Annotated in this window: 18 protein-coding genes and 1 CRISPR repeat array; of the genes, 14 read left to right on the top strand and 4 right to left on the bottom strand. The window is 67.0% G+C overall.

The annotated features are described in order from the left end of the window. Nucleotides 1–43: 43 nt before the first annotated feature. From csy1 to F3J18_RS12340, 5 genes are all read left to right on the top strand, one after another. Nucleotides 44–1,432 carry a type I-F CRISPR-associated protein Csy1 gene (gene csy1, locus F3J18_RS12320; protein ID WP_166912947.1) on the top strand — a complete coding sequence of 463 codons (1,389 nt, stop codon included), beginning with the start codon at nucleotides 44–46 and terminating at the stop codon, nucleotides 1,430–1,432. Continuing rightward, a complete protein-coding gene (csy2, locus tag F3J18_RS12325) occupies nucleotides 1,429–2,475 on the top strand; it encodes a type I-F CRISPR-associated protein Csy2 (protein ID WP_166912948.1) in 1,047 nt (348 codons plus the stop codon). The genes csy1 and csy2 overlap by 4 nt, the downstream gene beginning before the upstream one ends. A 79-nt stretch (nucleotides 2,476–2,554) precedes the next feature. Beyond that, entirely contained in the window at nucleotides 2,555–3,571 is a 1,017-nt protein-coding gene (gene csy3, locus F3J18_RS12330) for a type I-F CRISPR-associated protein Csy3 (RefSeq protein WP_166912949.1), read from the top strand. Nucleotides 3,572–3,576: 5 nt separating this feature from the next. Beyond that, a complete protein-coding gene (gene cas6f, locus F3J18_RS12335; protein ID WP_166912950.1) occupies nucleotides 3,577–4,143 on the top strand; it encodes a type I-F CRISPR-associated endoribonuclease Cas6/Csy4 in 567 nt (188 codons plus the stop codon). A 129-nt stretch (nucleotides 4,144–4,272) separates the two neighbouring features. Then, nucleotides 4,273–6,591: direct repeats of the CRISPR family, unit length 28 nt; unit sequence GTTCGCTGCCGCGTAGGCAGCTTAGAAA. Nucleotides 6,592–6,808: 217 nt separating this feature from the next. Then, nucleotides 6,809–7,930, top strand: a complete 1,122-nt coding sequence (locus F3J18_RS12340; RefSeq protein WP_166912951.1) for a hypothetical protein — start codon at nucleotides 6,809–6,811, stop codon at nucleotides 7,928–7,930. Between the two features lie 103 nt (nucleotides 7,931–8,033). Here F3J18_RS12340 and F3J18_RS12345 read toward each other — a convergent pair whose 3' ends face one another. After that, on the bottom strand, nucleotides 8,034–8,822 hold the full coding sequence (locus tag F3J18_RS12345; RefSeq protein ID WP_166912952.1) for a class I SAM-dependent methyltransferase: 789 nt from the start codon (nucleotides 8,820–8,822) through the stop codon (nucleotides 8,034–8,036). Between the two features lie 265 nt (nucleotides 8,823–9,087). Between F3J18_RS12345 and F3J18_RS12350 the strand changes: the two genes are divergently transcribed. From F3J18_RS12350 to F3J18_RS12365, 4 genes are all read left to right on the top strand, one after another. Continuing rightward, nucleotides 9,088–9,510 carry a nuclear transport factor 2 family protein gene (locus F3J18_RS12350; protein WP_240154563.1) on the top strand — a complete coding sequence of 141 codons (423 nt, stop codon included), beginning with the start codon at nucleotides 9,088–9,090 and terminating at the stop codon, nucleotides 9,508–9,510. 119 nt (nucleotides 9,511–9,629) lie between these two features. Then, nucleotides 9,630–11,096, top strand: coding sequence for a cytosine permease (locus tag F3J18_RS12355; RefSeq protein WP_166912953.1), 1,467 nt, complete (start codon nucleotides 9,630–9,632; stop codon nucleotides 11,094–11,096). A 327-nt stretch (nucleotides 11,097–11,423) separates the two neighbouring features. Continuing rightward, on the top strand, nucleotides 11,424–12,560 hold the full coding sequence (locus F3J18_RS12360) for a porin (RefSeq protein ID WP_098182699.1): 1,137 nt from the start codon (nucleotides 11,424–11,426) through the stop codon (nucleotides 12,558–12,560). Between the two features lie 156 nt (nucleotides 12,561–12,716). Further along, complete coding sequence (locus F3J18_RS12365) at nucleotides 12,717–12,944, top strand: hypothetical protein (protein WP_166912954.1); 228 nt, start codon at nucleotides 12,717–12,719, stop codon at nucleotides 12,942–12,944. A gap of 16 nt (nucleotides 12,945–12,960) precedes the next feature. Here F3J18_RS12365 and F3J18_RS12370 read toward each other — a convergent pair whose 3' ends face one another. Further along, a complete protein-coding gene (locus F3J18_RS12370; protein ID WP_166912955.1) occupies nucleotides 12,961–13,872 on the bottom strand; it encodes a LysR family transcriptional regulator in 912 nt (303 codons plus the stop codon). 118 nt (nucleotides 13,873–13,990) lie between these two features. On the opposite strand from F3J18_RS12370, the gene F3J18_RS12375 reads away from it, so the two are divergent. Continuing rightward, a complete protein-coding gene (locus F3J18_RS12375; RefSeq protein WP_166912956.1) occupies nucleotides 13,991–15,445 on the top strand; it encodes an amidase family protein in 1,455 nt (484 codons plus the stop codon). Nucleotides 15,446–15,455: 10 nt separating this feature from the next. On the opposite strand, the gene F3J18_RS12380 is transcribed toward F3J18_RS12375, so the two are convergent. Both F3J18_RS12380 and F3J18_RS12385 read right to left on the bottom strand, forming a co-directional pair. Continuing rightward, on the bottom strand, nucleotides 15,456–17,573 hold the full coding sequence (locus F3J18_RS12380) for a TonB-dependent receptor (protein ID WP_166912957.1): 2,118 nt from the start codon (nucleotides 17,571–17,573) through the stop codon (nucleotides 15,456–15,458). Nucleotides 17,574–17,912: 339 nt separating this feature from the next. Beyond that, nucleotides 17,913–18,374 carry a DUF2946 family protein gene (locus F3J18_RS12385; protein WP_160638732.1) on the bottom strand — a complete coding sequence of 154 codons (462 nt, stop codon included), beginning with the start codon at nucleotides 18,372–18,374 and terminating at the stop codon, nucleotides 17,913–17,915. Nucleotides 18,375–18,591: 217 nt separating this feature from the next. Between F3J18_RS12385 and F3J18_RS12390 the strand changes: the two genes are divergently transcribed. The 4 genes from F3J18_RS12390 to F3J18_RS12405 all read left to right on the top strand — a co-directional run bounded on the left by F3J18_RS12390 (nucleotide 18,592) and on the right by F3J18_RS12405 (nucleotide 23,585). Further along, a complete protein-coding gene (locus F3J18_RS12390; protein WP_166912958.1) occupies nucleotides 18,592–19,086 on the top strand; it encodes a hypothetical protein in 495 nt (164 codons plus the stop codon). Between the two features lie 234 nt (nucleotides 19,087–19,320). Beyond that, on the top strand, nucleotides 19,321–20,781 hold the full coding sequence (locus F3J18_RS12395) for a PepSY domain-containing protein (protein WP_166912959.1): 1,461 nt from the start codon (nucleotides 19,321–19,323) through the stop codon (nucleotides 20,779–20,781). 167 nt (nucleotides 20,782–20,948) lie between these two features. Next, nucleotides 20,949–23,060 carry a TonB-dependent receptor gene (locus F3J18_RS12400; protein WP_166912960.1) on the top strand — a complete coding sequence of 704 codons (2,112 nt, stop codon included), beginning with the start codon at nucleotides 20,949–20,951 and terminating at the stop codon, nucleotides 23,058–23,060. 93 nt (nucleotides 23,061–23,153) lie between these two features. Continuing rightward, nucleotides 23,154–23,585, top strand: coding sequence for a RidA family protein (locus F3J18_RS12405; RefSeq protein ID WP_166912961.1), 432 nt, complete (start codon nucleotides 23,154–23,156; stop codon nucleotides 23,583–23,585). Nucleotides 23,586–23,590: the final 5 nt, after the last annotated feature.

A 23,590-nucleotide genomic window follows, 5' to 3' on the forward strand; every position in this document is an offset into this window, starting at 1 on the left:
CTGGATCGAACACGCAGTGTTTTTTTGATCGAGAGGAAACAGAATGTCCGATTTTTCCGAAACTCCGGGCCATTCAGGTTTTAGCGCGGCCATAGATGCACTTCTGCAAGAACGTCTTCAAACAAAACTCGAAAAACTCCCACCCGACGACCCTAAACGCTCCGAACTGATCGCCGATCATGCCCGCCACGTCTGGCTGCGCGACGCCGCGCGGCGCGTGAAGCAGATTCAGGCCGTCACGCATTCCCTGAAGCCGATCCATCCCGATGCGCGCGGCACGAATCTGTATGTGTCACCCGCTGGCATGTCGAAAATCGATGCACTCGGCAGCCATGCCCTGGGCGAGCGATTTGCCACCGACGTGGTCGGCAACGCGGCCGCGCTCGACGTCGTGAAACTGCTGAAGGTCGAAAGCTCGGGGCGCACGTTGCTGGCCGCGCTCGAAGCCGGTGACGCAGACGCACTGAGCGCGCTCGATGACGACCCCGCCGAAGCCGAAATCCTGCGCCAAGCCTTCCTCGGTCTGATTCGCGAGCGCGAAAGCGGTGCGGCATCCCATGAACGCGCTAAGCAGGTCTACTGGCTGACCGGAAGCGATGCCGCCGACGATTCGCACTTCCACCTGCTGGCGCCGCTATATCCCACTTCGTTGGTGCAGGCCGTGTACGACGACGTGAACGATGCACGCTTCGGCGAAGCCAATAAGCTCGCCCGCCTGGCTCGCCGCGACGGAGAGGCATTCGATGGTGTTTACCGTGAGTATCGCGATGTCGCCGTGCAGAAGCTCGGTGGTACCAAGCCTCAGAACATCTCGCAACTGAACAGCGAACGACGCGGCGTCAACTATCTCCTGTCATCGCTGCCGCCGTCGTGGGAACGGCGACCGAGCGCCTATCTGCCGGTGCGCGCCACCTCCGTGTTCGATCGTGCGTTCGGGGCTCGCGCAGATGTGAGGGGGACTCTCGCCACCTTGCGCGCATTTCTCGGCAGCGACCCGACAGCCAACCGGCACGCACGTGCGCGACGCACCTCCCTCATGGCACGGCTCGGTGACGAACTCGTGATCTACGCGGGCGAGTTGCATACGCTCGAAGCAGGCTGGACACGCGGTGAGCCGTTCTCGAATCTTTCGTTAGACGAAAAGCTTTGGCTCGACCCTTCCCGCGCCGAACTCCCGGAGGAAAGTGAGTTTGCCGAGCACTGGCTCGCGCTCGAATGGCAGGCGCGCGTGGCCGACCGCTTTGCCAAATGGCTGAACGCCCAGTTGCGCGACACCTTGCCGGATATCGGCGCCGACGAGGCACATGCATGGAAGAACGAGATGCTCGCTTACGGCCACTCATGGAGTGAGCATCTGCGACAGCGGCGCCGGTATTTTGGCAGCGTGGCCAGGCCAGCCGCATCGGCACCCGAAACGCGGGAGGAAGCATGACCGCCCATCAAGCCGACAACGCACGGCACGCGTTGCTGGTGTTGCCGCGCCTGCGCATCCAGAACGCCAACGCGATTTCCAGCCCGCTTACGCACGGCTTCCCGTCGATGACCGCGCTCATGGGTTTCATGTGGGCCTTGCAGCGTAACGTGTCGAAGCAGGGTATGCCGATCCGCCTGCATCGAGTGGGTGTGATCTGCCATCGCGCCGACGAACAAGTGGTGGACGGTTATGTAAAGTCGTTCCGGCTCACGCGCAATCCGGTCGACAAAGATGGTTCGACTGCCGCAATTGTCGAGGAAGGGCGCATGCATCTCGACATCACCTTGCTGTTCGATATCACCGGCATCGAGCCGCAGCCCGATGCGGCTGTCGCTCACGATGATCAATTGAACGCGTATGCGAGGCAGATCGGTGACATCGTTGCCCGCATGCGCGTGGCCGGCGGCGGCGTGCTGCCGACGCGGCGGATTCCCGGCGTGCGCACCGAGCCATGGATCGCGCCGCTGGCCGACGAATACGACGAGCAGCTAGTGCAGTTCGCGCGATGGCGCAGGCAATGGCTGCCCGGTTATGCGCTGGTAGGGCGCGACGACCTGCTCGACGCACGGCATCGCATGCTGCGCGAGACGCAGCCCGATGCAAGCCTGCTCGACGCCTGGCTGCATGCGGCGCGATTCAATCATCAACCTCTGTCTGGTGAGCGCGATGCGCGCGGCCGTCTTCGTTGGGACGACCCGTTGCGCATGCGCGGTTCGGGCTGGATCGTGCCGATTCCTGTCGGTTATGCGGCGCTCACGCCACCGCAGCCTGCCGGTACCGTCGAGAACGCGCGCGATGGCGCCACGCCGTTCGTCTGGGTCGAATCCGTCTACACCATGGGGCAGTGGATCAGCCCGCATCGTCTGACGCATCCCCACGAACTGATGTGGGCAGCGGAGACGGACGCGGAGAAGGGCCTGTATCGCTGCCGCAGCGCTTATGCCGGTTCCGACGAAGGCGAAGCCGAATTGTCCGAGGAAGTTCTGCCGAGTTTTGACTGAGATCGATGTGCTGCACATGTCCGGTTCGTGGCGTCATTGACCGTAACGCATCACCCCATTCCATTCCGAGGTAAGCATCATGTCCGAAAAGATCATTCCCGCCAGCGTGCTCGCATTCGAACGCAAGCTCGACCCGTCCGATGCCGTTTTCCATGCCGGCAACTGGAGCGACATCGACGTCGCGGCGGCGTGGGCGCCCGTTGCGATTCGCACGAAGTCGGTGCGCGGCACGATTTCGAATCGCCTGAAGACGAAGGGCAACGATCCGGCGAAGCTCGACGCGATGATCGAGAGTCCGAATCTGCAGACCGTCGATGTCGCGGCGCTGTCCCCTGATGTCGACACCTTGCGCGTGCGTTTCACCCTGCGCGTGCTGGGCGGCGCGGGTGCACCTTCGGCCTGCAACAGCGCGTCGTATCGCGCGCGGCTGTCGAGCGTGGTGGACGGCTATGTCGGCCAGCACGGTTTTGCCGAGCTGGCCAACCGTTACGCGGCGAATCTTGCGAACGGGCGATTCCTCTGGCGCAATCGGATCGGCGCGGAGCAGGTGCGTGTCGACGTCGAGCGGATGCGCAACGGCGAGGCGGCGAAGCCTTGGCGTTTCGATGCGCTGCAGCTGAGTTTGCGCGCGGTCGGCGAAGCCGATGCATCGCTTGCCGAACTCGGTGCGCTGATCGCGGAAGGGCTGGCTGGGAAAAGCCATGTGCTGCTGCAGGTCACCGCCTTTGTCCGGATTGGGCGGGGGCAGGAGGTGTTCCCGTCGCAGGAGCTGATCCTCGACAAGGCCGCGGCAGGCAAGAGCAAGACGCTGTATCACGTCGATGGCGTGGCGGCGATTCACTCGCAGAAGATCGGTAATGCGATCCGCACGATTGATAGCTGGTACGCGGGCGCGGACGAACTCGGGCCGATCGCCGTCGAGCCATATGGTTCGGTGACGACGCAGGGCAAGGCGTATCGCCAGCCGAACGACAAGCAGGACTTTTATAGCCTGCTGGACGGCTGGTTGCTGAAGGACAAGACGCCGCCTGTCGAACAGCAGCACTTCGTGATGGCGGTGCTGATCCGTGGTGGCGTGTTCGGCGATGCGAGCTGACTGCGATGACGACACATTTCATCGATATCAAGCTGCTGCCCGATCCCGAGTTCAACGAGGCGCATCTGTTTGGTGCGCTGATGTCGAAGCTGCATCGGGTGCTGGTGCAGATGCGCAGCGACGCGATCGGCGTGAGCTTTCCGGAATACAGTGTGCGCCCGAGATCGATCGGGCGGCTGCTGCGTGTGCACGGCAGCGCGGATGGTTTGCATTCGCTGATGGCGCAGTCCTGGCTGCAGGGGATGCGGGATCACGTGGTGATCGCGGCGCTGGCGCCCGTGCCGGACGGCGCGATGCATTTGGTCGTGCGACGACGGCAGTTCAAGACCAACGCGGACCGTTTGCGGCGGCGACGGATGCAGCGCAAAGGGGAAACGGCTGAGCAGGCTGCCGCGCATATTCCCGATTCCGTCGAGCGCCGGCCCGATCTTCCGTATGTGCGTCTACGCAGCGCGAGCACGGGGCAGGTGTTTTGCCTCTTTGTCGAGCAGGGGGGCGCGGTGAGCGAGCAGGTGCCTGGGGCGTTCAATGTCTATGGGCTGAGCCAGGGGGCGACGGTGCCCTGGTTTTAACCCTTTTCTTGGGCTGATTTGGTTGGCCTTTGAAATCAATGGGTTAGCGAGAGGGTGGAAATTTGGGTGGTTTGCCCTTTCGCGCGTGTTTGTTGTTTGGAAACAAGGGGTTGGAGGGGGAAGGGGTTAGTTCGCTGCCGCGTAGGCAGCTTAGAAATTCACGCAAGCCATGGTCGGCAAAGACAAGCCGTTCGCTGCCGCGTAGGCAGCTTAGAAAGTCCCCGGTCGCTGGATCACGGATGACGGATTGTTCGCTGCCGCGTAGGCAGCTTAGAAATGCCCGCCAATTGCGAACTCTACTATCGGCATGTTCGCTGCCGCGTAGGCAGCTTAGAAATTGTGCGATTCGGCGCGGCGACGGGCGTAACGGTTCGCTGCCGCGTAGGCAGCTTAGAAATCGACCTCTACAACAGTGGATGAGTCGCGATCGTTCGCTGCCGCGTAGGCAGCTTAGAAATATAAGCAAACGGTGGAGTACGTCGAGGACGCGTTCGCTGCCGCGTAGGCAGCTTAGAAACTGCAAGAAGGCGCTCGGCATGGCCTGACCTTCGTTCGCTGCCGCGTAGGCAGCTTAGAAATTGAGGAGCTGGGAACGGCCGACAGATGGTGGGTTCGCTGCCGCGTAGGCAGCTTAGAAAACCTGAATCCGTGCTTGGAACGGGAGCGACGAGTTCGCTGCCGCGTAGGCAGCTTAGAAATTGCCGACTCGTGGGCGCCGGTCGAATGATTTGTTCGCTGCCGCGTAGGCAGCTTAGAAACTTCTCACCTCCCCGCGAGCAGCAGTGCCCGCGTTCGCTGCCGCGTAGGCAGCTTAGAAAAGCCATCGCGAGCGTTTTCCGTGATCGAACGGGTTCGCTGCCGCGTAGGCAGCTTAGAAAGCATGGAACCGCCGCGCCGCGCCGCGCCTCGCCTGCGCCGGCGTTCGCTGCCGCGTAGGCAGCTTAGAAAACCGGGGGATTTATGAGCGAGAGCAAGCAGAAGTTCGCTGCCGCGTAGGCAGCTTAGAAAGGAACCGGCTTCGGTCCAGACGGCGGCTTGCCGTTCGCTGCCGCGTAGGCAGCTTAGAAATGCTCGAGCGAGCGCGGCGACAGGTCGAACGCGTTCGCTGCCGCGTAGGCAGCTTAGAAAGTGCCAGACGAGAAATTCCCGCCCTCGTACACGTTCGCTGCCGCGTAGGCAGCTTAGAAACGTGACCGACGACGTGACGGATGAGGTGGTGGGTTCGCTGCCGCGTAGGCAGCTTAGAAAAGGTCGGAACCTTCGAAGGGATCGCGGTCTTCGTTCGCTGCCGCGTAGGCAGCTTAGAAAATTCGTATTGCTCTTGGCGCCGACGTTTTTCGGTTCGCTGCCGCGTAGGCAGCTTAGAAATGTGGGCAGTCGATCGCGGCATCACGAAGAACGTTCGCTGCCGCGTAGGCAGCTTAGAAAGTGAAAATCGGCCAGCACGCTGGTGAGGTTGAGTTCGCTGCCGCGTAGGCAGCTTAGAAAATCAACGGCGCGAAGGATGTCGCCACGCTGACGTTCGCTGCCGCGTAGGCAGCTTAGAAAAGCCGAAATGCGAGTGCGGCAAGAAGCACGGAGTTCGCTGCCGCGTAGGCAGCTTAGAAATCGCGTACCTACGTCACCGCGCTCGGGACGGGGTTCGCTGCCGCGTAGGCAGCTTAGAAAATTCGGTGGGGGTCACAGTTCGTCTCCGAGGCGTTCGCTGCCGCGTAGGCAGCTTAGAAAGGGGATTGCGTCGATCCGATCCGAAAAATCCCGTTCGCTGCCGCGTAGGCAGCTTAGAAATCGGCCGGTGCGGCGGCCTGCGATGCGCGGGCGTTCGCTGCCGCGTAGGCAGCTTAGAAAGCAAAATGCCGGCCCGCTCGTCGTTCTTCGCGGTTCGCTGCCGCGTAGGCAGCTTAGAAAGTGATCCTCGCGCCGTTGCCTAGCGCATGGTTGTTCGCTGCCGCGTAGGCAGCTTAGAAATCAACCAGGCCGGGAGCCGGCCGGATACGAAAGTTCGCTGCCGCGTAGGCAGCTTAGAAAGAAAGGAGAAGGCCCATGGCGCGCATTGACGCGTTCGCTGCCGCGTAGGCAGCTTAGAAAATCCCTCGACCGCCACCTGCCGGCGACGTTCTGTTCGCTGCCGCGTAGGCAGCTTAGAAACGGTAGACGGCGTTGGCGGTCCAGATCTTGTTGTTCGCTGCCGCGTAGGCAGCTTAGAAATCCCACGTGTCGACCATCGATTGCGTGTTGGCGTTCGCTGCCGCGTAGGCAGCTTAGAAATGCAATGCAGTGATCCAGGCCCGAGCCGATGCGTTCGCTGCCGCGTAGGCAGCTTAGAAAAAACCCCGCGCCCGGTGCTTTGCATCCAGCTAGTTCGCTGCCGCGTAGGCAGCTTAGAAAAGTCGATGCAGTCGGCGGCCGTGCGCCACGGCGTTCGCTGCCGTGCAGGCAGCTTATGAAACTGCGATATGAAAGTCCGGCAGACGGGCAAGTTTTGCCTCCGGTGCGCGTGTTTTAAAATCGTAGCGCCAACGGCGTCGTCACCGAAGTCGTTGATATGACGAGGCATCCTCGCAGACTGGCTCGAATACCGAGTCGTCCGCGATTTGCGCATGTTCGCACCCGATTGCGGCACAGGCAGCGCCACAAACCAGACAAGAGACAGGACAACAGGCCGATGACATTCAATCGCAAGATGGCGCAGTGGACGGCAGCCGCATTGGCCGTCACCTGCCTGCAGGTGACCAACGCGAACGCACAGACCTTGAACATACCGCTCGGCACACCCGACGGATTCTCCGCATCATCGATCAAGAACGTGGGCCAGGACCGCTATTGCATCAGCGGCCGCGTGTACGACGACGCGGGGCCGAGCAACACGGCGATGGTCGTGCTGGTGGACGCCCGGCATCGTACCGTGTCGTGGAAGACCTCGATCCCGCATCCACGAGACTACGTCGGCAACGCGGCCGTGGCCTGCGCGGCGAGCGGGGACGCCTACTATGTCGTCACGCAGGAGGACACCCAGGCTTCCGAATCGCAGAAGCAGACGCGCATCGTCGTCAGCCGCATCTCCAGTGCCGGCAGGATCGAGAAGCAGCAGACCATCGAAGCCGGTTTCGACGAGTGGTTCTACGGCCTCGACGTGAGCGCGGCCGGCGTGGCCGTGGCCGGCGGCACCAGCGCCACGGCCCAGCGCAACGGGCCGTTCGGCACGTTCGTGGCGCGCTTCGATGCGAACCTCGGCGCGCCGAAGCTCACCAGGCTCGACAGCGGCGCGTTCTGGACCGGCAGCAGCGCACGCATCGATGCGCAACATCTGCTCGTTTCCGGACAGTTCATGCCGAACCCCGGCGCGGGCCGCGATGCGATCGCCGCCTCGCGGATCGATCTCGGCAGCGGCAAGTACCAGTGGTCCGCCTATCCCTTGCCCGACAACACGCGCTCGGCGCGCTCGTGGCTGTCGTCCGACGGCGGCGTGGCGGTGGTCGGCCTCACGCCCGGCGAACTCGCGGTGGCCACGATCGATCGCAACGGCAAGCCCGGCCTGTCGTTTTCCGGCAAGAAGGCGCTTTGCACGATCGACGCCGTGTCGATGACGGGCAGCACGCTGGAAGCCATCGGTCGTGCCTGCGACGGGACCGAACGCACGTCCCGGGTGTCGATCGACCTGAACGCGCGCACGGTGGGGACGCCCCAGGCGCTTGGCGGCAAGCTCGACGCGGCCGGTTTCGACGGTGGCGGCTGGGTCGGCGTGAGCAAGGATCATGGCGCCGCGCTACGGCGCGGCGAGGAATGAATCGCGGCGGCTGAAAGGAGCATCGCTACCCGCGACGGCGGAATTCAATACCGGCGGGCCCGAACGCGCGCTGCAAGGCACTTTCAGCCGCTGCCCGAGCCTTTCATTCCGCCCCGAAGAAGCGCGCCGCCCAGATCGGCGGCGCCCCGCGATAGAGCAAATGCAGCCCCTCGTCGAACGACACCGCCTTCAGCCCGTGCAGCGCGGCCAGCGTGCCGAGCGCGGTGCCCGAATACAGCGAGATATGCCCGTTGCGCGGCATGCAGTACCACCACATGCCGATCCCGCCGTCGATCGGCTCTTCCGGAACCAGCAAGGTGCTCAGCAGGATCGCGCCGTCGCCGTCGAGATAGGACAGCAGCGTCTCGATCAGCGCATGCGGCTCGGGATGATGCTCGAACACCTCGAAGGCGAGCACGTTCCGGAAGCTGGCCGGCGCCGGCGCGGCCTGCGTTCCGCCCGCATAGGGATCGTAGGACGCCACCTGCCCGAAGCCGCGCGCGGCCAGTTCGCGCTCGAGCTGGCCGAGCCCCGAGCCGAAATCGAGGCTCGCCTGGCCGGCCATCTCCGGAAAGCGGCTGGCGATCAGCTCGGCGTTGGCGCGGGCCCGGTCGCCGCGATAGTCGGGATCCTGGCGCGGGTAGTCGTCGTTGTAGACGTGCTCGGCGAAATCCGCCGGGCTCCAGTCGTCGAAGGCGCGCGTGAAGGTGAAGCGGCAGCGCTCGCAGCCGTGGTAGTAGATCGGCACACCCGCGTAAGGATCGAGCTTGCGCCCGGCGATCCGGTCGGCACCGCCCACCGAGAAATCGACCACGCCGCACAGGCGGCTCGGGCCGCCGCAGCATTTGCAGGTGGTTTCGGGCTCGGCGACACGCAGGCGCTGGAGCGGCATGGCAGGTTCGTGGTGGGGATGGAGCCGCCATCATGCCAAGTTTCGGCGGCGCGCGCACTTCCATCGATCGGAGCGCATGCGAGCCGGGCCGGCCGGCCCGCGAGCGGGCCCGGCACGGGCGGGCATTCCCGGATGGACAGCGCCGGCGACGGCCGGCGATGCGGCCCGGCGGCATACATCGACCGCTCCCGATGTAAACATCGACACGTTGATATGGGTGCCGCTTTTTTGACTCACTACGATCGGCCCCAATCCATCGATACACATGCAAGGGGACGACCCGATGAATCCGACCGAGCAGCAGGTGCTGGCCGCCGCCGATGCCCTGATCGACGCCTTCGCGCGCCACGATCGCGAGGCCTATTTCGCCGCCTTCGCCCCCGAGGCGAGCTTCGTGTTCCATCACGTCGACACGCCGCTGCGCTCGCGCGAGGCCTATGAGCGCCGCTGGCGCGAGTGGGAGCGCGACGACGGCTTCACGGTGCTGGGCTGCGAGTCGCGCGAGCGCGCGGTGCAACTGGTGGGCGAGGGCACGGCGATCTTCACGCACGCGGTGCGCACCCGGCTGCGGACCCGTGCCGGCGAGGACCAGCTCGACGAGCGCGAGACCATCGTATTCGCGCGCGCCGGCCGGCACTGGCTGGCGATCCACGAGCATCTTTCGCCGGCCCCGGCCCCGGCCGCCTGAGCGGCGCGGCGGCAGCGACACGCATCACCGCGCCACGCATCGGCGCGCCGCCGCCGAACCGGGTGGCCAGCGCGATGCCGGCGACGGGCAGCATCAGGACAACTGACCAAGGACCCCACATGGAACACCCAGGCACGACGGCAGCGGACCTCGGCGGCGCGGCAGCGCAGGCCCAGCCGCGCTTCTCCGCGATCGAGACGCGCTCGATCGACTATGTGCCCGACAGCGAGCGGCACGGCAAGGTGATCGACCAGGGGCCGTTCTGGTTCCTCGGGAATTTCCAGTTCTTCACCATCGCGATCGGTTTCGTCGGCCCGGGCATGGGCCTGTCGCTGGGCTACACGATCCTGTCGGGCACGCTAGGCATCCTGTTCGGCACGCTGTTCATGGCCTTCCATGCCTCGCAGGGCGCGCACCTGGGCCTGCCGCAGATGATCCAGTCGCGCGCGCAATTCGGCTATCGCGGCGTGGTGGTGGTGCTGCTGGCCACCGCCTTCACCTTCATCGCCTTCAACGTGGTGGACGTGGTGCTGATGGCCAGCGGCCTGCATGCGATCTTCGGCTGGTCGCCCACCGCGATCACGCTGGTTACCGCGCTGTTCGCGCTGTTCCTGGCCGTCTACGGCCACGACTGGCTGCACCGCGCCTTCAAGTGGATGCTCTACGCGAGCCTGCCGCTGTACCTGGTGCTGAGCGCCGCGATCCTGCTCGGCGGCGTGCCGCCCAAGGCCGCCGCGCACGCGGGCGGCTTCAGCCTGGTGGCCTTCGCCTCGCAGTTCGCGGCCAGCGCCAGCTACAACATCACCTACGCGCCCTACGTGTCCGACTACTCGCGCTACCTGCCGCGCCATACGCGGCCCCGCGCGATCATCGCGGCGGTGTTCGCGGGCGCCGCATCGTCGGCGATCTGGCTGATCGCGCTGGGTGCCTGGCTGGCGTCGCGGCTCGGCGCTTCCGATGGCCTGATCGCGCTGAACGAGGCCGGCAACGCGATCTTCCACGGCTTCGGCGCGCTGATCTCGATCATGTCGATCGGGGCGATGGTCGCCACCATGGGCCTCAACAACTACAGCGCGATGCTCACGCTGATCACCGGCGCCGATTCGTTCCGCGCCGTGAAGCCCACGCGCAGCATCCGCATCGTCACCCTGCTGCTGCTGTCCGCGGTGTGGGTGGCGATCTCGATGATGCTGAGCGGCAACTCGATCGACATCCTGTTCGCCGCGCTGACCATGATGCTCTACCTGCTCGCGCCGTGGACGGCGGTCAACCTGGTCGACTACTTCTTCGTGCGGCGCGGCCACTACGCCATCACGCACCTGTTCACGGCCGAGGGCATCTATGGCGCCTGGGGCCTGCGCGGGCTGCTGTCCTACGCGATCGGCTTGCTCGCCTCGGTGCCGTTCTTCGTGCTGCCGGGCGTCTATACCGGCCCGCTCGCGGCGCGCCTGGGCGGCGTCGACATCGCCTGGGCGATCGGGCTGGCGGTGGCGACGCTGGCCTACCTGCTGCCGTGGCGCCGCATCGACACGCGCGCCGAGGCCGAGGCGATCCGCGACAGCGACGCCGCGCTGGGCCTGCACTGAAGCCTCGACGGCGGGCCTGCCGCGCGGTTTCGCGTATGCGTCGCCGATCGGAGGAAATCCGCCATCGCCGTTGACCGGCCATGCGCCGGTCATGACAATCGATTCGCGCCATCCCGGGCGGATCGTTCCCGGCCGCGCCGTCGTGCCCGAGGCACGGCGGCTTGCGCCGCACATCCATCTCGTCGAACGCAGCGTTTCGCATGCGAGCCTTTCCAGGCATCGCGGCGCAACCCTGCGCGCCGCAACGGGTCGGTCGATGGCGGGGCAGTGTGTTGCCCGCGACGAAAACGATGACCCACGATTCATCGAAACAGGGAGAAACACGAAATGCAGAAGAGGGCTCTGGCGGCATTCGCCTGCCTGGTCGCGTCCTGTGGCGCGCATGCGCAAAGCAGCGTCACCTTGTTCGGCGTGCTCGACGAAGGCATCAACTACACCAGCAACGCGGGCGGTCATTCGGCCTGGCAGCAGACCAGCGTCGACCTGGTCACCAGCCGCTGGGGCATCAAGGGCAACGAGGACCTGGGCGGCGGATTGCACGCGATCTTCGATCTCGAGAGCGGCTTCCAGGTGGACAGCGGCCGCATCTACTACGGCGATCGCGTGTTCGGCTACCAGTCCTACGTCGGCCTGCAATCGGAGCGTTTCGGCACGATCACCTTCGGGCGCCAGTTCGATACGGTGGCCGACACCATCGCGCCGCTGACGGCCAACGGCAACTGGGCCGGCTACCTGTTCTCGCATCCGTTCGACAACGACAATACCGATGCCTCGTTCCATGCCAACAACTCGATCAAGTTCACCAGCGCCAGCTATCACGGGCTGACGGCCACCGCGCTCTACGGCTTCGGCAACCAGGCCGGCAACTTCGCGAAGAATCGCGCGATCGGCGCGGGCCTGACCTATGCCTGGAACACGCTGACGGTGGGCGCCGTCTACGAGGATCTCGGCTCGCCCGGCACCACCACGGGCGGCAGCGTCGCGCCCGATGACATGGACTTCATCGCGAACAACCAGAAGATCTACGGGATCGGCGCCAACTACGGGATCGGGCCGGCCACGCTGGGGCTGGTCTACACGCATGTGGTGGTGCAGCAGCCCACCGCCTCGCTGTACGCGGGCGCGTTCGCCTCGCCGGTGTCGCGGCTGCGCTTCGACAATATCGAGGCGAATGCCAAGGTCTATGTGCGGCCCGACCTGTTCGTCGGCGCGATGTATACCTATTCGCGCGCGCAGCTCGGCACGGGCAGCGGCGAGAACTCGCTGCACTGGAACCAGGTGGGGCTGATGGCGCAATACTCGCTGTCCAAGCGCACCGGCATCTATTCGCAGGTGGCGTACCAGAAGAGCAGCGGCGGGAATACCGGCACGCCGCTGGAAGATGCGTTCGTGCTCGGCTCGGCGGGGCAGTCGTCGAACTCGCACCAGGTCGTCGCGCGGGTGGGGATCACGCATTCGTTCTGAGGGAGGGACATAGGCCGACCGCTGCCGACCCGTCGATGTCGCAGCGGTCGCGTGACGTGTCGCCCCACTGTTGCTTGTGGTTGCGACGCGAGCTTGCCGTCACGCTATGATTGCCGGCATCGCGGAGGTCGAATGAAGCTGGCGTCGAGAATCCTCATGACGATCGCGCTGGCGGTCGTGCTGACAAGGGTTATTTATCTGTTCCCGTGGTCGCAAGCCTTGATGGGTAGCTCAAGCGGACAGAATCTGCACGTATGGCTGGCCAGTCGCTTCGACGTCCACGGCGTCGAGGAAGCCGAGAACATGTGGATGGTGATCTGGTTCGCCATCTCGTTGCTGGCATCGTCGTTTATCGTGTTCTTCGTGTTCAGGAAGAAAGCCTGACTTCCCGCCGTAGCGCCTAGCGCTTCTCCTCTCCAAACCGCAACTGCTCCCGCAAATACCTCACGAACGCCTGCACCTTCGGCGCGGGCACGCGCTCCTTCGGGTACAGCGCATTCAATTCCTGAGGCGGCCCGATCCATCCCGGCAACACACGGCACAGGCGCCCGGCCTCGACTTCGGGCGCCATGCTCATGTCCATCGCCAGCGTGAGCCCCTTGCCCTCGCGCACGGCATCGAGGATCAGGGCCGGGTCGCTGGCCACCACCACCGGATCGAGCGCGTAGTACGCCGGCTTGCGGCCGGCCTTGCGCAAGGGCCAGGCATAACCGTTGTCGCGGCGCGCCTGGTGCAGGGTCAGGGCGGGATGCCGGATCAACTCCTCGGGGCCGGCCGGCGCGCCGTGCTCGGCCAGGTAGGCCGGGCTCGCGTAGATCGAGGTGGCGAAGCTGCCCAGGCGCCGCGCCACCAGGCCCGAATCGGGCAGGGCGCCGAGCCGCAGCGCGAGATCGACTTCCTCGGTCAGCAGGTCGAGCGTTATATGCGAGGCGAGGATCTCGAGACGGATATCGGGGTGACGCGCGCGGAATCCCGATATCAGCGGCGAAATCCAGGCCACCCCGAACGAATAGGGCAGGGTCACGCGCAGCCAGCCGCGCGGGCCGTCGTGCACCGCCTGCACCGCGTTCTCGGCGGCATCGAGCTGCACGGCGATCGCGCGGCAATGCTCGAAATAGACCATGCCCGCCTCGGTCAGCCGCAGCCGGCGCGTGGTCCGGTGCAGCAATTGCGCGCCCAGATGGCTCTCGAGTTCGCGCACGCGCCGACTGACGGTCGTCTTCGGAATCTGCAGGGCCGACGCCGCGCCGGTGAAGCTGCCTTCCTGCACCACGCGAAGAAAGATCAGCGTGTCGTTCAAGTCGCGTGTCATGGCTCGTCCACTCCGTCGATTCGCGATTGTGCCATCGGTGGCCCGAAGTATGCCGGGAAAATGGGCTAATCGGCGATACGCGGCCGTTCTATCTTGTCGGTTCCTACCGGAGAACGAGATGACACTGGACGAATACACGAGCCACGATGCCCTGGGCCTGGCGCAACAGGTGCGGGACGGCGAAGTCACGGCGGCCGAGCTGGGCGAGTTGGCGCGCAGGGCCGCCGAGGCGGTCAATCCGCGCATCAACGCCGTGGTCGAGCACTGGCCGATCGAGGCGAGCGGTGCCGGCAGCGACGAGCCCGCCGGCCCGCTGGCAGGCGTGCCCTTCCTGATCAAGGACCTGGCGGTCTCGATGGCCGGCAAGCGGCTGGAACTCGGCAGCCGGCTCGCGCAAGGCTGCGTGGCGGCCGAGGATTCCTGGCTGATGCGCCGCTTTCGCGCGGCAGGGCTGGTGACGATCGGCCGTTCCACCACGCCCGAGATGGCCTTCAGCACCACCACCGAATCGGCCGCGCAAGGGCCGACGCGCAATCCCTGGGCGCTCGACCTGAGCGCGGGCGGCTCCAGCGGCGGCGCGGCGGCGGCCGTGGCGGCCGGCATCGTGCCGCTGGCCCATGCCACCGACGCGGCCGGCTCGATCCGCGTGCCGGCCGCCTGCAACGGCCTGTTCGGGCTCAAGCCGACGCGCGGCCGCAGCTCGAACGGCCCGGCGCTCGACGAAGTGTTCGCGGGGTTCGGCGTGCAGCTCGGCGTCAGCCGCTCCGTGCGCGACAGCGCGGCCCTGCTCGACGCGATCCAGGGGCAGGCTCCCGGCGATCCCTATGTGACGGCCGCGCCGGCGCGCAGCTTCCTGTCGGAAGTGGGCCGCGATCCGGGCCGGCTCACGATCGCGATGAGGGTCGATCCATGGAACGACGCGCGCACCGATCCGGCGATCGCGGCCGCCACGCGCGCGACGGCCCGCGAACTGGAAGCGCTCGGGCACCGGGTCGAGGAATTGCACTTGCCGCTCGGCGTCTCCTGGGAGGCGCTGGTGGTGGCCAACGCCACCATCTGGTGCGCCACCCTGGTGGGCTGGATCGACGCGGTCGCGGCGGCTACCGGCCGGCCGATCGACGCCACCACGCTGGAGCCCGCCACGCTGGCCTGCTATCGCCATGGCCGCGAAGCCAGCGCGACGTCCTTCGCGGCGGCGCTCGACTTGCGCAACCGCCTGAGCCGGGAAGTCGGCGGCTGGTTTGAACGCTTCGACCTGCTGATGACGCCGACGCTGCCGCAACTGCCGCCCGCGATCGGCACCTACGCGCGCGGCGCCGAAACCATGACCGGGCTGGAATGGACCGCGCGCGTGTTCGAGCATTCGCCGTTCACGCCGGCTTTCAATGTTGCCGGCGTGCCCGCGATGTCGGTGCCGCTCGAGCATGACGCCGCCACCGGGCTGCCGATCGGCATCCAGTTCGTGGCCGGCTTCGCGTGCGAGGCCACGTTGCTGCGTCTGGCGGGGCAGCTCGAGCAGGCGTTGCCCTGGTCGGGCCGCCGCCCGCCGGTGTGGGCGGGAACCACGGCGTGAGCGGCGCCGCTCAGAACCGGTAGTTGAGCAGCAGCTCGAAGCTGCGGTCGCTGCCGATCAGGTACTGCGTCTGGTTGTAATACGCGCTCTGCACGTAATGGCGATTGAACACGTTGTAGGCGCGCGCGGTGACGGTGGTGTCCTTGCGCGGCTGCCAGGCCAGCGCGAGATCGACGGTCGTGTAGGACGGCATCACCAGCTGGTTGGCGCTGTCGGCATAACGCTTGCCCACATAGCGCAGCCCGCCGATGCCGGTCCATTGCGAGGCGAACCGCCAGCTCAGCCAGAGGTTCGCGAGCCGCTGCGGCACCGAGGTCGGCACCTTGCCGTTGCGCGAGACGGCCACGCCGCCGTTTTGCTGGACGAAGTCGTCGTATTTCGCGCGCAGCGCGGCCAGGTTCGCGTCGATGCGCAGCTCGCGCGTGAGTTGCAGGCCGAAGCTGGCCTCGACCCCGCGCGAGGATTGCTGGCCGACCTGCAGCGACTGGTTCGGGTTCTGCGGATCGGCGGTGACGAGATTGTCCTTGACGATCCGGTAGGCGGCCAACGTCCACTCGGCGCGGCCGTCGAGCAGCGATTGCTTGAAGCCCACCTCGATCTGCCGGCCCGTGGCGAGCCGGTAGTTCGCGTTCGAGGAGTTGAGCATCAGCAGCGAGCTGACCGGGTCGGCAGCCACCGAATACTGGCCGTAGACGGTGAAGTTCGGCGCGATGTCGTAGACGGTGCCGAGCCGCCAGCCGGTATTGGCATAGACGCGGGTGAAGCCGCCGCCATTGACGAGATCGTCGCGGTTGACGCTGGCGTGGTCGTAGCGCAGCCCGCCGACCACCGACCAGCGCGAGCCGAGCGCCAGCCGGTCCTCGGCGAACAGTGCGTACTGGTTGGCCTGCGAGTCGTACTTGGGCCGCGTGCCGGCCAGGTTGAGGAAGCTGCCCGGATCGGGCGCGAACGGATCGACCAGCGAGCTGCCTGAGTACGGCGAGTTGTTGTCGTGGCGGAAGCTCGTGTGATTGAACTCGAAGCCGGCCGAGAAGGTATTGCGCCGGCCCAGCACGCTGCTTTCGACGGTGGCGGTGGTGACGTTGCCGAACTGCTGCTGGTCGTGAAGGATCTCGGTGTAGCTGCCGCGCTGTACCTGGCCCGTCGCGGGCAGGAACGTGTAGTTCTCGGCATCCTTCCAGTGGCGGTTGCTCTTCATCCGATAGAAGGTGCTGGTCACGTTCAACTGCTCGCTCGGCTGCCAGTTCGCGCTCAGCGTGGCCCAGCTGTCGCGGAACGAGATCAGGCTGTCGCCGACGTTGTAGTTCTTATTGAGCAGGGCCGAATCGAGCGTGCCGTTCACCAGCGGGATGCCGAAATAGCGCATCGGCTGCTGGTAGCCCTGAGCGTACGAGGCCGTGATCGACAGGTCCGGCGTGAGGTCGTAGCGCAGCGCGCCCGAGATCGACAGGTTGCGCGAATTGCCGGCGTCCACCCAGTTCGCCGAGCGGTTGCCGCTGACGTCGAAACGATAGGACAGCTTGTCGTTGATCGCGCCGCCGCTGCCGAAGGCCAGGCGCGCCGTGCGTTCGGTGCCGATGCCCATCTGCAGCTCGTTCTGGATCGGGCCGCGGCTCGGCTTCTTCGGCACGATGTTGACCACGCCGCCGATCGCGCCCTCGCCGTAGATCACCGAGGCCGGGCCGCGCAGCACGTCGATATGGTCGACCGACCAGGTGTCGAAGGGATAGGTCACGCCGATCGCGCCGTAAGGGCGCACGCCGTCGAACAACTGGGTGACCGAGGAGGCGCCGACGAAGCCGCGCGCCGACAGCTCGGAGTCGCCGTTGCCCGGATGCGGCGAGGCGGCGATGCCGGTGGCGCGGCTTACGGCATCGACGATCAACGCGTCGCCGCGTTCGATGAGGGTGGCGCGGTCGATCTGTTCGACGCTGGCGGGGGTTTCGAGCGGCGTCAGGCCGAGGCGGCTGCCGGTTTCCTGGGGGCGGCGCAGATTGCTGTCGCCAGTGGCGTTGACCTGGACAGTGGGCAGGGCGCCGCCCGGCGTGGCCGGGGGCGATTCGGCGAAGGCGAAGGCGGGCAGGGCGCCAAGCGCGGCGCAGAGCGTGGTGAGCGGATGAGGCTTCATGGCAATCAGGCGAAGTCGATCGAAAGCGGAATGGGACGGCGCGCGTCCGAGACTTGGTCGGCGCGGCACCGCGAGCGCGGCGGGTCCGGTCTGGCTGTCGCGGTCGGCGTTCCCCTTGCGTCGCGAATGGACGTGGCGCATCGCACGCGGTCGTCACGATGTCGTGAAGCGTGCAAGCGAGACGCGCATTCGGCCGAATGCAAAACGCAGAGGATGACGAAACGACGAACCAGGAAGGCGCGGCGCAGCCAACCCGAACGCGTGACCCGGCCACGATCGAGAACGACCGGGGCAGTCAGGCACGACGGGAATCAGCGGCGCGGCACGCCGGACCGGCGTTCAGGCTGGAAGGGTGCGAGGCGGGGCGCGTGCGCCGGGGCGCGCGTGGGCGTGATGCTGGCGGAATCGCAGCAGGCGCGGCGCCGCGCGCCGGGCCACCACGTCGAGGCGGGCCCATCCGACCAGGACCACCACGGCCAGCGCGATCGCGGCGGCCAGCGAGGCGCTGAACGGGCACAGCTCGGCGCTGGCGCCGGCGCGCTGGTGATGCGTGTCGGGCGTCGGCGAGAGCGCGGAGCCCAGCGCGCGCGACAGGTCCTGGTTGGCCTGCAGGGCGGCGGGCGTCAGGTCGAGCGGGCCATGGCCGCTGCAGATCGCGAGGCCGGCCCAGCCGCCGTCCGCGTCCGGGTCGAGCATCAGACCGGTCGGGAAGATCAGGCGGAACGCGAGCAGGCAGAGGATCAGCAGCGAGAGCAGCGGATGATCGGCGCGCCGTGCCAGCAGATGGCGGAGTCGGCTCATGGCGGCGGTATTGTAGCCGCGTTCCCCGCCTCGACCGAACCGCGACGCGATGTCGCATATCGAGATCGGCCGCCGCCGGGCGCGGTGCTCGCCGCCGATTTCCAAGGACTTCCGGGGAACCGGGCGTGGGCCTGGAAACCGCCGTTCCGGCACCGATACCGGGCATCAGTCGGTGCGACTTCACGTCGCCCGCCTACGAGGGTTACAATCGCGCGCCATGAACGCACTTCGCCACTTCCTGCTGCGGGGCGGCGTCGCGACACGATTGCTGTGGGGCCTGCTGCTGGCCGTGCTGCTGTCTCGCGCGCTGATCTCCGGGGCCGTGATGCTCGATCCGGACGGCCCGGACGCGGGCGCGGTGGTGCTGTGCTCGGGCCATGGCCCGCTGCTGCTCGGCGCGGCGGCGCTGGCCGCGCGCTTCGATGCCGATGCGCCGATCACGCCCGCCAACGATGCCGCCGCGCTCGCCAGCCGGCTCGCGCATCACGATCACGAAGGCGCGGGCGAGTCGTCCTCCGCCGCGGGCAACCCGGGCGACATCTGCCCGTTCGCGATCGCCTTGTTCACGGCGCTGGCGTCCTGCCTGCTGCTGGTCCTGCTGTTTCCGTTTTCCATCGCGCGTGCCGCCTGGCCGCGTCCCGCCACGCGCCAGGCCCTGCGCCTGACGATCGGCGATCGTCCGCCTTCCCGCGCTCCGCCGCTGTTCGCCTGATCCTTCTCCGCCGATGCGGCGCGCCTCGCGCCGCCGCCTTCGGCGCGACCTCGTAGCGAAATCCGAAGCATGAATCCCGTCGCGCGCCCGCGTTGCGCGAGCGATGACGGCCGGCCGCGCATCAGGCGCGGCTGCCGCTCGTCCTCGCGCGCTCGATGAGCGCGACGACCCGTTCGACGCGCGGCTGTCTCGACGGCCGCCGCCGACCCACGATCACCACCGGGAGCTGACAGCATGTCGACCACCGTCGGGCACGCGATGACGTCCGCCCGTTCCCCGCAAGCCGGCTATCGCACGCTCTGGCGCTGGCATTTCTACGCCGGCCTGTTCGTGATGCCGTTTCTCGTGATCCTCGCCGTCACCGGCACGATCTACTGTTTCCAGCCGCAGATCGAGCCGCTGCTCTATCCGCACCGGCTGATCGTCACGCCCGGCGCCGAGCCGCGGCTCGATGCCGATACGCTGCTGCAGCGCGCCGTCGCGGCCATGCCCGCCGGCGCGAAGCCGGTCTCGGCCGAGATCCGGCGCGAGCCGGATCGCAGCGCCGAATTCGTGTTCCGCCTGCCCTCGGGCAGCCGCGAGAGCGCCTACGTGAACCCCTATGACGGCCGCGTGCTCGGCACGCTGAGCGTCGACGCGCGCTTCATGCAGGTCGACCGGATGCTGCATCGCAAGCTGCTGCTCGGCAAGCCGGGCGAGCTGCTGATGGAACTGGTGGCCTGCTGGACCCTGGTGATGATCGGCACCGGCGTGGCGCTGTGGTGGCCGCGCGAGCCGGGCCGGCTGCGCCGCGCGCTGCTGCCCGATGCGGGCCTGCGCGGCCGGCCGTTGTGGAAGAGCGTGCATGCCTCGCTCGGCATCTGGCTGGCGCTCGGCGCGCTGGCCTTCGTGCTGAGCGGGCTGCCGTGGACCGGCTCCTGGGGCAAGCAGTTCAAGTCGCTGGCCACCAGCGTCAACCTCGGTTCGCCGCCGGGCGCCTGGGGCGGCTCCTCGCTGCATTCGACGCGACCCGGCGCGAAGGCGGCCGAGGCGGCCCCGGCCGCCGCCGCGCCGATGCATCACGCGCATGGCGACGATTCGATGCCGGGCATGGTGATGGACGACCTACCGCTGCCGCAGACGCCCTGGGCGGTCGGCAACGTGCCGGTGCCCGATTCGAGCGCGGCGCCCACCGCGCATCCGCTGACGCTCGACGATGCCGTCGCGAAGGTGGCGACGCTGGGCGTGACGAGCGGCTATTCGCTGGTGCTGCCGGTCGATGCCGACGGCGTCTACACGGTGTCCTACTTCCCGGCCGATCCGAAGGCCGAACGCACGATCTACCTCGACCAGTACAGCGGGCAGGTGCTGCGCGACATCCGCTACGGCGATTACGGCGCCGTCGCTCAGGCCGTGTCCTACGGCACCGCGCTGCACATGGGCCGCTATTTCGGGCTCGCCAACCAGTTGATCTGCGCGGCCATCTCGCTCGGCCTCGCGGCGATGGCCGTGACCGGCTTCGTGATGTGGTGGAAGCGGCGCCCGGCGCTTACGCTCGGCGCGCCGGCCCGCGAGCGCGCCGCGCCGCCGATGCGCGGCTGGATCGCCGGGCTGGTGTTGCTCGGCATCGTGTTCCCCTTGATGGGGGCGAGCATCGTGGCGGTCTGGCTGGCCGACCGGCTGGTGTTCGGGCGCGCCGTGCGCGGGGCCGCCTGAGTGTCGCCGCCGGCGCCGTGATCGGCGCGCCGGCGGCCTGGCAGCACACGCCGGGGGGCGTGTCGCGAGCCGATCGAAGGGCCGGCGCTCGACGCCGGCCGCCCCGCGCTCGATCGTCCGAGTCGAGGTCGAGCCGTTTCGATAACGAGCCATCAGTAGAACGAAAAATGATCCGTCCTTCCCGCATCGCCATCGCGATGGCCGGCGCGCTGTCAGCGCTGTCCGCCTCCGCCGCTGTTTCGCAGACCACCGACGCGGCGAGCGAGCCGCCGGCCACGCCGCTGCCCTCGATCTCCGTGAAGGCCAGCGCGAACGCCTCGCCGACCTCGCTCGGCAGCGAGGCGCTGAAGCGCCGGCTCGACCAGACGGTCGGCTCGGTCGGTTTCGTCGATGCCGCCAGCTACACCAACAGCTATGCCTTCACCTTGCGCGACGTGCTGAAGGACGCGCCGGGCGTGTTCGTCGAGAATCGCTACGGCCAGGAGCTGCGCCTGTCGATCCGCGGCTCGGGCATCGCGCGCGGCTACCATGCGCGCGGCCTCGACATCCTGCAGGACGGCATCCCGACCAATCTCGCCGACGGCAGCGGCGACTACTACCAGATCGATCCGCTCGGCCTGCAGGCCACCGAGATCTACAAGGGCGGCAACGGCCTGCAATACGGCGCCTCGACGCTGGGCGGCGCCATCAACTTCGTCACGCCGACCGCCTACACGGCCGAGGCGCCGAACATCCTGCGCATCGAGGGCGGCAGCCACGGCACGCTGCGCACCAGCGCGCAGATCTCGCGCGTGATCGGCCCGCTCGATTTCCTCGCCACCTTCAGCGTCAACCACGCCGACGGCTGGCGCGACCACGAGCGCGGCCAGTACGAGCAGTTCAATGCCAACGTCGGTTATCGCTTCAGCCCGAGCGTGGAGACGCGCTTCTACGTGGGCGCCTACGTGGTGGACCAGCAACTGCCGGGTTCGCTGTCGCTGGCCGATGCGCTGAACAATCCCACGCGCGCGGCGCCGAGCGCCTTGTCGGGCGACCAGGCGCGCAACACGCGCACCGAGCGCATCGCCAACCGCACCACGGTCAAGCTCGACCAGGGCGAGCTGCAGTTCGACACCTGGGCGATCCACAAGAGCCTCTACCACCCGATCTTCCAGGCGATCGACCAGGACGGCTGGACCTACGGCTTCGCGCCGCGCCTGAGCCTGCATCCGGAGCTGGCCGGCATGCGCGACGAGCTGATCGTCGGCGCGCGCTTCTTCGGCGGACGCACGCAGGCGAACCAGTATCTGAACGTCAACGGCGATCGCGGCGCGCAGACGCTCGACTCGACGCAAACGGCCTTCAACTACGAGGCCTATGTCGAGAACCGGCTGTTCTTCCTGCCTACCGTCGCGCTGATGACGGGCGTGAAGCTGCTGCATTCGGTGCGCGAGTACATCGACTACGGCGGCCTGCCGAACGATGCGAACTACAAGTCGACGCGCGCCTCCTACAGCGGCGTGAACCCGAAGCTGGGCCTGCTGTGGCAGCCCAGGCGCGAGGTCCAGGCCTTCGTCGACATCACGCGCAGCCAGGACGTGCCCGATTTCACCGATCTCGCGCAGACCTTCGCCACCACCACCCAGTTCACGCCGCTGGCCGCGCAGCACGCCTGGACGCTGGAGCTCGGCACGCGCGGCACGCACGACCGGCTGAGCTGGGACCTGACCGCCTATCGCTCGCTGGTGCGCGACCAGTTGCTGCAATACACCACCAATCCCGACATCCCGGCCGCCACCTTCAACGCCAAGCGCACGGTACTGCAGGGCATCGAGGCCGGCGCCGCCTTCGATCTCTGGCGCGACGTCACGCGCCGCGGCGCGGGCGATCGCATCAGCGTGTCGGGCGTCTGGAACCTCAGCGATTTCCGTTTCAAGGACGATCCGCAATACGGCTCGAACCGCATCGCCGGCGTGCCGCTCAACGTGCTGCGCGGCGTGCTCGCCTATACGCGGCCGAATGGCTTCCATGTCTCGGCGAGCGTCGACTGGGTGCCCTCGGGCGCCTGGGCCGACGACGCGAACACGCTGCGCGCGCCAAGCTACACGGTGTTCGGCCTGCAGGCGGGGATGGACTTCCGCAACGGGCTGTCGATCTACCTCGACGCGCGCAACCTGGCCAACAAGCGCTACGTCTCGGACATCAGCACCGTCGCCAACGCGCGGACCGCCTCGAGCACCGCGATCTTCTATCCCGGCGAGGGGCGCAGCCTGTTCGCGGGGATGCGCTACGCGTTCTGAGCCCGGCGACAGGCAAGCGGGAGCGGGCCGCGCGCCGATTTTTGGCTCGCTAGAATCGACGCTCCCGTTTTCCTCATGCGCGGAGCGACGCCGATGGTTTCCCAGGTGGATGGCGATACGAAGTTCTGGATGGTCGAGGGCGCGCCGACGCCGGTCGGCCCGTTTTCCCACGCGACCGAGCGCGACGGCTGGATCTTCGTGACGGGGCAGATGCCGACCTGGCCCGAGGACGACGAGGCGCCGCTGCCCGGCGGCGTGCTCGCCCAGACGCGCCGCGTGATGGACAACCTGATCCTGGTGCTGGAAGGGCTGGGGCTGGGTCTGGAGCACGTGCTGTCGGCGCGCATCTTCCTCACCGAGTTCAAGCGCGACTACGCCGTCATGAACGAGACCTACGCGTCCTATTTCCCGCCGGAGCGGCTGCCGGCGCGAACCTGCATCGGCGTGACGGGGCTCGCGCGCGATGCGCTGGTGGAGATCGACTTCATCGCGAAGCGGCCCCGAGGCGATGCCGAAGCGGCCTGAAGCCG

It is taken from the genome of Burkholderia sp. Ax-1720 (genome assembly GCF_011753035.1).
Lineage (GTDB): Bacteria > Pseudomonadota > Gammaproteobacteria > Burkholderiales > Burkholderiaceae > Burkholderia > Burkholderia gladioli.